The sequence below is a fragment of the Bifidobacterium olomucense genome (assembly GCF_012932375.1).
Classification (GTDB): domain Bacteria; phylum Actinomycetota; class Actinomycetes; order Actinomycetales; family Bifidobacteriaceae; genus Bifidobacterium; species Bifidobacterium olomucense.
This window is the reverse complement of record NZ_JAAIIG010000012.1, coordinates 65,395-74,171: the sequence shown is the minus strand read 5'-3', so window position 1 is coordinate 74,171 and position 8,777 is coordinate 65,395. Positions and strand designations below refer to the sequence as shown.

The 8,777-nt window shown below is 60.3% G+C and carries 10 protein-coding genes, 1 tRNA gene and 1 pseudogene; 8 read left to right on the top strand and 4 right to left on the bottom strand.

The features are described 5' to 3' along the window. Nucleotides 1–274, top strand: a pseudogene (locus G1C97_RS10500) (GH25 family lysozyme); the annotation flags it as partial. 76 nt (nt 275–350) lie between these two features. Then, a complete protein-coding gene (locus G1C97_RS10495; RefSeq protein WP_169241689.1) occupies nt 351–614 on the top strand; it encodes a phage holin in 264 nt (87 codons plus the stop codon). A gap of 58 nt (nt 615–672) precedes the next feature. Here the strand turns inward: G1C97_RS10495 and G1C97_RS10490 are convergent, their stop codons facing one another. The 4 genes from G1C97_RS10490 to G1C97_RS10475 form a co-directional block, all read right to left on the bottom strand. Continuing rightward, nucleotides 673–1,128 (bottom strand): helix-turn-helix domain-containing protein, encoded by a 456-nt coding sequence (locus G1C97_RS10490; protein WP_169241688.1) that lies wholly within the window; start codon nt 1,126–1,128, stop codon nt 673–675. Between the two features lie 54 nt (nt 1,129–1,182). Continuing rightward, a complete protein-coding gene (locus G1C97_RS10485) occupies nt 1,183–1,581 on the bottom strand; it encodes a hypothetical protein (RefSeq protein ID WP_169241687.1) in 399 nt (132 codons plus the stop codon). Nucleotides 1,582–1,736: 155 nt separating this feature from the next. Then, entirely contained in the window at nt 1,737–2,561 is an 825-nt protein-coding gene (locus G1C97_RS10480; RefSeq protein WP_169241686.1) for a tyrosine-type recombinase/integrase, read from the bottom strand. Nucleotides 2,562–2,656: 95 nt separating this feature from the next. Then, nucleotides 2,657–2,730 (bottom strand) — tRNA-Met (locus G1C97_RS10475). A gap of 170 nt (nt 2,731–2,900) precedes the next feature. Here G1C97_RS10475 and G1C97_RS10470 point away from each other — a divergent pair. The 6 genes from G1C97_RS10470 to atpA all read left to right on the top strand — a co-directional run bounded on the left by G1C97_RS10470 (nt 2,901) and on the right by atpA (nt 8,777). Then, complete coding sequence (locus tag G1C97_RS10470; protein ID WP_169241685.1) at nt 2,901–3,941, top strand: homoserine O-succinyltransferase; 1,041 nt, start codon at nt 2,901–2,903, stop codon at nt 3,939–3,941. A 367-nt stretch (nt 3,942–4,308) separates the two neighbouring features. Beyond that, on the top strand, nt 4,309–5,118 hold the full coding sequence (gene atpB, locus G1C97_RS10465; protein ID WP_169241684.1) for a F0F1 ATP synthase subunit A: 810 nt from the start codon (nt 4,309–4,311) through the stop codon (nt 5,116–5,118). 180 nt (nt 5,119–5,298) lie between these two features. Further along, nucleotides 5,299–5,529: an ATP synthase F0 subunit C gene (gene atpE, locus G1C97_RS10460; RefSeq protein WP_169241683.1), complete on the top strand. Its 231-nt coding sequence runs from the start codon at nt 5,299–5,301 to the stop codon at nt 5,527–5,529. Between the two features lie 106 nt (nt 5,530–5,635). Beyond that, nucleotides 5,636–6,157: a F0F1 ATP synthase subunit B gene (locus tag G1C97_RS10455; protein WP_169241682.1), complete on the top strand. Its 522-nt coding sequence runs from the start codon at nt 5,636–5,638 to the stop codon at nt 6,155–6,157. A 46-nt stretch (nt 6,158–6,203) separates the two neighbouring features. Further along, a complete protein-coding gene (locus G1C97_RS10450) occupies nt 6,204–7,034 on the top strand; it encodes a F0F1 ATP synthase subunit delta (RefSeq protein WP_100496473.1) in 831 nt (276 codons plus the stop codon). 114 nt (nt 7,035–7,148) lie between these two features. Then, nucleotides 7,149–8,777 (top strand): F0F1 ATP synthase subunit alpha, encoded by a 1,629-nt coding sequence (gene atpA, locus G1C97_RS10445; RefSeq protein ID WP_100496472.1) that lies wholly within the window; start codon nt 7,149–7,151, stop codon nt 8,775–8,777.

Below are 8,777 nucleotides of genomic sequence, written 5' to 3'. Positions count from 1 at the left end.
ATGGGGCGAGACCATCTGGGGGCTCGCCGTCCAGTACGACGCATGGCCCCTGAGCGCATGGCATACGCCGTCCGGCGACATCAACCGGTACTGGGTGGGCGACGTGGTCACCTACAACGGCGGGGGAGGAGCGCGATCCCAGCCGGTACGGCAGTGCGTGACCCTCGCCTACGGCGACTACGTGAGCAAATTCTGGGCCGACTGGTGGAACGTGACCACCCCGTCCGGCAGCCCGCATCTCGTCTATCCCGGCGACGTGATCTGCCACAACTGACCCGAACCCAACCTGGGAACCTTGCACCCGATACCGGGCAAGGTTCTCAGGTTCCAACCACGGAATCGAGATTGACATGACCAAAGAAGACATTGAACCTAACACCGCCGGCACGGAACCAGCCATGCCGGATTGGCTGCTGCCGAACCGAGCCTATGACGTGCTCAAATGGCTCGCGCTGATCGTGCTGCCGGCCATCGCCACGCTCGTGCAGACCCTCGGCCCCGTCTGGGGCTGGACGTGGGCCGATCCGGCCGCGACGACCATCAACGCCGTCGCCCTGACCATCGGCGTCGTCATCGGCGCAAGCACCCTCAAGGCATACGCCACCAAGCACTGACAAAACAAAGCCCCCGAACCATCGCCAACGCGGCAGGTTCGGGGGCTTTTCGTCGTTTCTAGGCCGCGCAGCGCTCCCACAGCTCATCCAAAGACACGCCAAGGGCGTCGGCCAAGCGTTTTGCCGTGGACAGCTTCACTCCGTCCAACGTGCGAAAACCCTGCTCCCAGTCGCCAATGCGTCCCGCCGGCACATGCGCCTTCGCGCCCAACTGAGCCTGTGATATTCCGACGGATGCCCTCAGCGCCGCCAGCGCTCGCCCTCGACGGTTTCCGGCCGCCTTGCAGCCCGGACACTCGCAGGGGAGGGCGTTGCGCAGCTCGTCCCATATCTCGGCTTTCGAATCCCAGTGTGCACAATGGCATGGGGCGGTGGGCGTGCTATCCCACGACCGCCACCCCGGCGCAAAGTCGATCCAGTAGGACGTTCCGCTGTCCTGCTCGGCGTACAGGTTGCGTATGCGGCTCCTATATCGTTCCATGTTCTTTGGCAGAGCTATTTCAATCCCGGCCATGCGCAATCCTTCCTCTATGGTGCCCCGGCCCGGCTGGGCCGGGACGTGGGTTGTTTATCGGCCGATCTTCGTCTGCCGCCGGCGGCGGGCATTGCGGTTGCTCTCCTGCTGGGTGAGCCATAGATCGACCGTGAGCGTGGTAAAATGATTCGCTTCTGGCGATGGCTCAGACCCTTGGTTCGCGATCTTGCGTTTGACTGTCTCAAATTCCGACGAAGGCATATATTCCCCGTTGCTGCTCACCCACGCGATCCCGCCGTCGATCAGCAGGTAGCCCGAATAGTCCTCGCGGCCCATGAGGTACGAGTCGGGGAACTGGTTTAGCAGGATGTCGAGGTTTTCGACGGTGGTTGGGATGTCCACGATTCTCCCTCGGCCCTCATATCCGAGTGTGCTGTCGTAGCGCGCTTCGGGGAAGGCGGAGAGGTATGCGCTGACGATCTGGTTGTTCATGATGATCCCTTTCCTTGACTGACAATCTCTAGTCTACTCCGCAATGAGTAGATAAGCAAGACGGCGGCGTGGCGTAACATAGAGCCGTTCTTCCTTGACTGACATCTGGAAGGGCAATGCGAGGCCCCGGCTCTTAATGGTCGGGGCCTTTTTGTTTAGGCTGCGAGGCGCGTGGCGGCGACCGCGGCTCTCAATCGATCGTCCGGCATGGCGATGTACCGTTGCGTGGTCTCGACCGAGGCGTGGCCTAGGAGCTTGGAGACGAGCAGCAGGTCGTGCGTGGCGGCGTAGGTGGTGGTGGCGTACCTGTGGCGCAGGCTGTGGGCCGTCCATCCGTCGCCGAGCAGCGTCGAGAGGTGCCGGCCGATGTAGCTCGATTCGACGTGTCCCGACCATCGGCCGGGGAAGCAGTAGCCGTGGGCGGATCGGATCAGCAGGGCGAGGTCGTCGCCGATCGGCACGATGCGCTGCTTGTCGCCCTTGCCCACGACGACGAGGCTCCAGCCCACGAGGTCGCGCATCACGTCGCGGCTGTGCACCTTGGCGATCTCGAAGCGCCGCAGCCCGCATTCGGCTCCGAGCCTGAGCATGAGCCGTTCGCCTTCCGTGGCCTTGCGCAGCGCGGCGAGTATCACCATGTCCGGGCATGGGCGGGGATGCGGCTCGGGACGCTTCACGGTCGGCAGGAACTCGCTCGGATCGCACTCGGATCGGCCTGACACCTTGAGCCATCGGAAATAGCTGACGCAGGCGTTCTTAGCGCCCTTGCGCGTCTCCGGCTTCCATTCCTTGCCGGCGAAGTGGGCGAGCAGGTCGTCGCCCTCCACGTCCCTCGGATCGCCCTCAAGCGCCCTCGACAGTGCGGACATCTGGCATCGGCGAGTGCCGATCGTGTTGGGGGAGTAGCCCGCCGCCTTGAGGGAGTCGAGCCATGAATTGATTGATTCTGCCCAGAGCGGGCTTGGATATTGTTTTTTCACAGGACATCATCGCCCGTTCAGCGTGTTTGGCCCTGTAGGGCACGGCGGATAAACGAAAGGCCGCCACGAATAATCGTGACGGCCTTCGCCCGCAGTAGCGGGGACAGGATTTGAACCTGTGACCTCTGGGTTATGAGCCCAGCGAGCTACCGAGCTGCTCCACCCCGCGTCGGCTTGTCTGTAAGACAGCTCTATCTAAGATACTGTCAAACATGCATATGTCAAATTGGCGTGTCGTGTTTGGCTGGTCCGATTCCGCCTCGTGTCTATAACGCGGCATAACCGAAGGCGATAATCATTGCGGTGTCCCGTCTGCGGTGTGTTGTCATAATATGAAGTATGCCTATCAAGATTCCCAGCGGCCTGCCGGCCCGTGACATTCTCGACTCAGAGCGCATCTTTGCTCTGGAGAAACCCGAGGCGGAGCGTCAGCGGGTGCGCCCGCTCAAACTGGTGATCTTGAATCTCATGCCGAAGAAGATCGAGACTGAAACTCAGCTGCTGCGGCTTATCTCGAAGAGCCCGCTGCAGGTGGAGATCGACTTCATGAAGACCTCCACGCATGAGGCCACGCATGTCTCCGCCGATCATCTGGTCAAGTTCTATGAGACGGTCGATGCGTTCAAGGACAATTATTACGACGGCTTCGTGGTGACCGGTGCTCCGGTGGAGCATCTGGCATTCGAGGATGTGGATTATTGGCAGGAGTTCAAAACCATTCTCGATTGGGCGTCCACCCACGTGTTCTCCACCATGTACCTGTGCTGGGGCGCGATGGGGGCGCTCTACTATCGCTATGGCGTGCGCAAGGTGGACTATCCGCAGAAGATTTTCGGTGTGTTCCCTCAGTACCTGCAGGATGAATATTGCTTCCTGACCAACGGTTTTGATGAAATCGCACTTCAGCCGCACTCCCGTCTCGCCGGTGTGAATGAAGCCGATCTGGCGCTGCGGAAACAGGATCTGCAGGTGCTTACATGGGGGCCTCGCTCGGGCCCCGGTCTGGTGGCCACACGTGATTTTTCCGAAGTGTTCGCGCTTGGACATTGGGAGTATGGCAAGTACACGCTTGCCGAGGAATACGAACGCGACATGGCCAAGGGGCTGACCAATGTGCCGTTCCCCGAGAATTACTATCCGAACGATGACCCGAATCTGGAGCCGTTGTTCAGCTGGCGTGCTCATGGCAACCTGCTGTGGCGCAATTGGCTGAACTGGGTATACCAGACCACTCCATATGACCTGACCGAGGTGCCGCAGCTGAGGATCGAGAAGAAGCTTGGCACCGACCGTTCGATCCGCCATTTGCCTGGTGGGCCTCGTAAGGATGATTTCGCACCGTTCATGCACGATGGGTATGGCGTGATTCGCCAAGACTGAGCATCTCATAGGGCAAGATGCCTGATTGATCACGATGCGGACAGAAAGTTGTCCGTAATATGGACTGATATTTGGCCAAAAACCGGCACTCCGCCGGCAATCGTCTAATACATGCAAGGCATGGTAACCTTGCCTAAAAACGTTGCGGCAGTAGGTCTGCTGACGGACACGCCCACAAGGCATTGACTTTGTCCCAACACAGGCCAATAATCACCTTTCAGTCATTCGGAGTCGAATGCCCAACGTCGACTCATGTCTGCGCTGTGGCAGGCACCGAGGCGGAGGGCGAAAGTAACCGCAACGTCACATTCAGCCATTCCGCTGGTCTAAACTGACACCTGACATTGAAGAAGCAGGAGGCGTGAGAATGAACGATGCCCTTTTCAGCGGGCTTACTTTAGCCGCGGATGGTCCGGAATTCCCCACCATCGACGACTTCCTCCTTCCCCAGATCATCTTCCCGGGCACACCGTTCGCCATGGACCGCATCATCATGGTGCGTATCATTGCCACCGCGATCCTGCTGGTGGTACTTGGCGTTTCCGCCGCGCGTGCCAAGCTGATTCCCGGTCGTTGGCAGGGTGCCGTCGAATGGGTCATCGAGTTTGTGCGCGACCAGATCGTGTATCAGGTGATGGGTAAGGAGCGCGGTCAGCGGTATCTGCCGATGATCACCACCATGTTCTTCACCATTCTGGTGTTCAACCTGTGTGGCATCATCCCCGGTTTCAATATTGCCGCCACCGCCACGATCACGATGCCGCTGGTCTTCGCCGGCTGGTGCTTCGTGCAGTACTGGGTCGCCGGTGCTCGGGAGAAGGGCCTCGGCCACTTCCTCAAGGAGGAGCTGTTCCCCCGAGGCGTTCCGGCACCGATCTACATTCTGCTCACTCCGATCCAGCTGCTTGAGCTGCTGGTGATCCGTCCGGTCTCCCTGACGCTGCGACTCTTCGCCAACATGGTTGCCGGCCATATCACCGTGGCTGTCTGCCTTGCCGCCACGCAGTGGTTCCTCATCGAGATTCCGAACAAGCTGTGGTCCATTCTGGGCATCGGCACCTTTGCGGCCGGCCTTGCCATGACGCTGTTCGAGATTCTGGTCGCGGCCCTGCAAGCGTTCATCTTCGCCATGCTGACCACCGCATACATCAACATGAGCTACCCGGAGACCGAGTGAGGTCAAGCATTTGCCGGGCAACGATGAGTCAGGCGCAGTCCTGGACGGCCGGCAACACGACGCTCAGCGAAGCGAAGGCATACAAGGTCGGCTGACCAAGCGACTTTTCGCTTCCGCCGCATAATCAAAGATTTTCAATATTTCCTTCGTTACAGAAGAAAAACCAGAAAGGAAAAACCCATGGATATCATCACCCTCGCTGAGGTCGCTGGTAATCTCAACGCAATCGGCTACGGCCTGGCCGCCATCGGCCCTGGCATCGGTCTGGGCATCCTGATCGGCAAGACCATCGAAAGCACCGCTCGTCAGCCTGAGCTCGGCGGCCGTCTGCAGACCCTGATGTTCCTGGGTCTGGCATTCGTCGAGATTCTGGCCCTCCTCGGACTGGTGGCCGGCTTCATCTTCCAGTGATCGCCGTTGTTGCCTGCCGTACGGCCATGGCACGAACGTGTAGCGGCCGATCGGTAGTAACGAAAGCAATCGCAAGTGGAAATGAAGCTATGAAAGGAGAACGACAATGACTTTCGCGGAGCAAGACGGAATCAATCTGTTCATCCCCAAGGTCTACGACATCGTATGGTCGCTGATTATTCTGCTGGTCATCGCGGTGTTCTTCTACAAGTTCTTCATGCCGAAGTTCCAGGCCGTGTTCGATGAGCGTACCGCCAAGATTGAAGGCGGCATCGCCAAAGCAGAGCAAGCCCAGAAGGACGCTGCCGAAGCCAAGGCCAAGTATGAGGCCCAGCTGAGCAACGCCCGTGTGGAGGCCGCGAAGATTCGCGACGACGCCCGCGCCGAAGCATCGCATATCGTTGCCGACGCCCGCGCTCGCGCCGAAGCCGATGCGGCTCAGATCACCGCCAATGCCCAGCGTTCGCTGAAGTCTCAGCAGCAGCAGGCCATGGTCTCGCTCAAGGGCGAGGTCGGTGCTCTTGCCACCGCTCTGGCCGGCAAGATTCTTGGTGCCAAGCTTGAAGACAGCGCTGTGCAGTCCTCGATGATCGACTCCATGCTCGACGATCTGGACGCCAAGAAGTGACTGTGAACATCGTCAGGAACATCCGTAACCAGAAAGGGAGGTGACCATGCGAGGAGAGGCATCTCGAATTGCAGACCGCGAGTCGCGTGATTCGCTCGCCCCGAAGCTGCGTGACACCCGTGAGGATGCATGGCGGATCGGCAACGAACTGTTCAAAATCACCAGCGTGCTCGATCAGAACATCGCGTTGGAGCGTGCGCTGACGGATCCTTCAAGGCCCGTGGCCGATAAGGTCGCCGTCTTGAACGAGATGTTCAAGGGCGCGGCCCATCCGATGACCATGGAGATCATGACCGATCTGGTCGCTCGTCGTTGGAGCCGTGCGCGAGACATCGCCAATGCGGTGGAGGACTTCGGTGTGGACGCCATGATGTACTACGCCGACGCCACCGGCGCCACATTGCAGGTATCCATCGAGCTGTCCCAGCTGCATTCCGCGCTGCTGACGCTGCCGGTGGTACGCGCCAAGCTCTACGACGATCAGGCAACCAGCGAGGCCCGTGTGAAGCTGTTCCGCGAGGTGTTCGACGGCAAGGGCCTGAACGTGATCACGATGAGGCTTGCCGAACACGCCACCTGTAACCTGCGTCGTCGCCGCTATCTGGAGACCATCCAGTGGCTGATCAACAAGTTCTCCCGTCACATGGGCGAGTCGATGGTCACCGTGACCACTGCAACCCCGCTGACGGACGAACAGATCAAGCGCCTGACCGCGATCTACTCGGCCAAGGCCGGACGCCCGGTGCACATCAATTCCGTGGTGGATCCGAGCGTTCTGGGTGGCATGCGCATCCAGATCGGCGATGAGGTCACGGACAACACCGTGGTGGCTCAGCTGCAGAACCTGCATCGCACCGTAAGAGCGAACACGAACTGAGCGGATCGGCAAGTCCGACCCGATCGCACTTCGCGTACGTAAGGTTGGATGCCTGCCGCACAGCGGAACACAAGCAAAGACTTGACTGAACAATAACCAATAGAAGGAGTGATCATGGCAGAACTGACCATCGATCCCGCCTCGATTCGCAAGGCCTTGGACGACTTCGTCTCGTCCTACCAGCCGAGCGACACCCCCACCCAGGAAGTGGGCTATGTCGCCACGGCCGGTGACGGCATTGCCCACGTGACGGGATTGCCTGGTTGCATGGCCAATGAGCTGCTGACGTTCGAAGACGGCACGCTCGGCCTGGCGTTCAACCTTGACGCCCGTGAAATCGGCGTGGTGATTCTCGGCGATTTCGCTGGAATCGAGGAAGGCCAGGAAGTGCGCCGTACCGGCGAAGTGCTCTCCGTGCCTGTCGGCGACGGCTACCTCGGCCGCGTCGTGGACCCGCTGGGCAAGCCGATCGACGGCCTCGGCGAGATCAAGAGCGAAGGCCGACGCATTCTGGAGGCCCAGGCCCCCGACGTGATGCACCGTCACCCGGTCGACGAGCCTCTGTCCACCGGTCTGAAGGCCATCGACGCAATGACGCCGATCGGCCGCGGCCAGCGCCAGCTCATCATCGGCGACCGCCAGACCGGTAAGACCGCCATCGCGATCGATACCATCATCAACCAGAAGGCGAACTGGGAATCCGGCGACCCGAAGAAGCAGGTGCGCTGCATCTACGTGGCCATCGGTCAGAAGGGCTCCACCATCGCTTCGGTGAAGCAGAGCCTCGAAGACGCCGGTGCCATGGAGTACACCACCATCGTGGCCTCCCCGGCCTCCGATTCCGCAGGCTTCAAGTACATCGCCCCGTACACCGGCTCGGCCATCGGCCAGCACTGGATGTACAACGGCAAGCATGTGCTCATCGTCTTCGACGATCTGTCGAAGCAGGCTGAAGCCTATCGTTCGATTTCCCTGCTGCTTCGTCGCCCGCCGGGGCGTGAGGCCTACCCGGGTGATGTGTTCTACCTGCACTCCCGTCTGCTCGAACGTTGCGCCAAGGTCTCCGATGATCTCGGCGGCGGTTCGATGACGGGTCTGCCGATCGTCGAGACCAAGGCGAACGACGTGTCCGCCTACATCCCGACCAACGTGATCTCCATCACCGACGGCCAGATCTTCCTGCAGTCCGATCTGTTCAACGCCAACCAGCGTCCTGCCGTGGACGTGGGTATCTCCGTCTCCCGAGTCGGTGGCGCCGCACAGACCAAGGCTTTGAAGAAGGTCTCCGGTACGCTGAAGATCTCCCTGGCACAGTACCGTTCGCTGGAATCCTTCGCCATGTTCGCCTCCGATCTGGATGCGGCTTCCAAGGCTCAGCTGACCCGTGGTGCCCACCTGACCGAGCTGTTGAAGCAGCCGCAGTTCCACCCGTACTCGATGGAGCAGGAAGTCGTGTCCGTTTGGACCGGCACCCACGGCAAGCTCGACGACCTTGAGCTGGCCGACGTGCTTCCCTTCGAGCAGGGTCTGCTGGACTACCTCGACCACAACACCGATATCCTCAAGACCATTCGCGAGACTGAGGACTTCACCGCCGACACCGAGGCCGCACTCGGCGAGGCCGTGGATGCCTTCCGTGCCACCTTCGTGACCTCCGCCGGCAAGCCCTTGGTGGAGAAGAAGCCTGACACCTCTCAGGCCGCTCCGGTCGAGCAGGAAAAGATCGTGGCGGGAGAGAAGTAA

Bases quoted from the DNA above. Each gene is read 5' to 3' on its own strand.
- G1C97_RS10450 (WP_100496473.1), top strand. From the start codon at position 6,204: ATGCGAGGAGAGGCATCTCGAATTGCAGACCGCGAGTCGCGTGATTCG.
- atpE (WP_169241683.1), top strand. From the start codon at position 5,299: ATGGATATCATCACCCTCGCTGAGGTCGCTGGTAATCTCAACGCAATC.
- atpB (WP_169241684.1), top strand. From the start codon at position 4,309: ATGAACGATGCCCTTTTCAGCGGGCTTACTTTAGCCGCGGATGGTCCG.
- G1C97_RS10455 (WP_169241682.1), top strand. From the start codon at position 5,636: ATGACTTTCGCGGAGCAAGACGGAATCAATCTGTTCATCCCCAAGGTC.
- G1C97_RS10495 (WP_169241689.1), top strand. From the start codon at position 351: ATGACCAAAGAAGACATTGAACCTAACACCGCCGGCACGGAACCAGCC.
- G1C97_RS10490 (WP_169241688.1), bottom strand. From the start codon at position 1,128: ATGGCCGGGATTGAAATAGCTCTGCCAAAGAACATGGAACGATATAGG.
- G1C97_RS10470 (WP_169241685.1), top strand. From the start codon at position 2,901: ATGCCTATCAAGATTCCCAGCGGCCTGCCGGCCCGTGACATTCTCGAC.
- G1C97_RS10485 (WP_169241687.1), bottom strand. From the start codon at position 1,581: ATGAACAACCAGATCGTCAGCGCATACCTCTCCGCCTTCCCCGAAGCG.
- atpA (WP_100496472.1), top strand. From the start codon at position 7,149: ATGGCAGAACTGACCATCGATCCCGCCTCGATTCGCAAGGCCTTGGAC.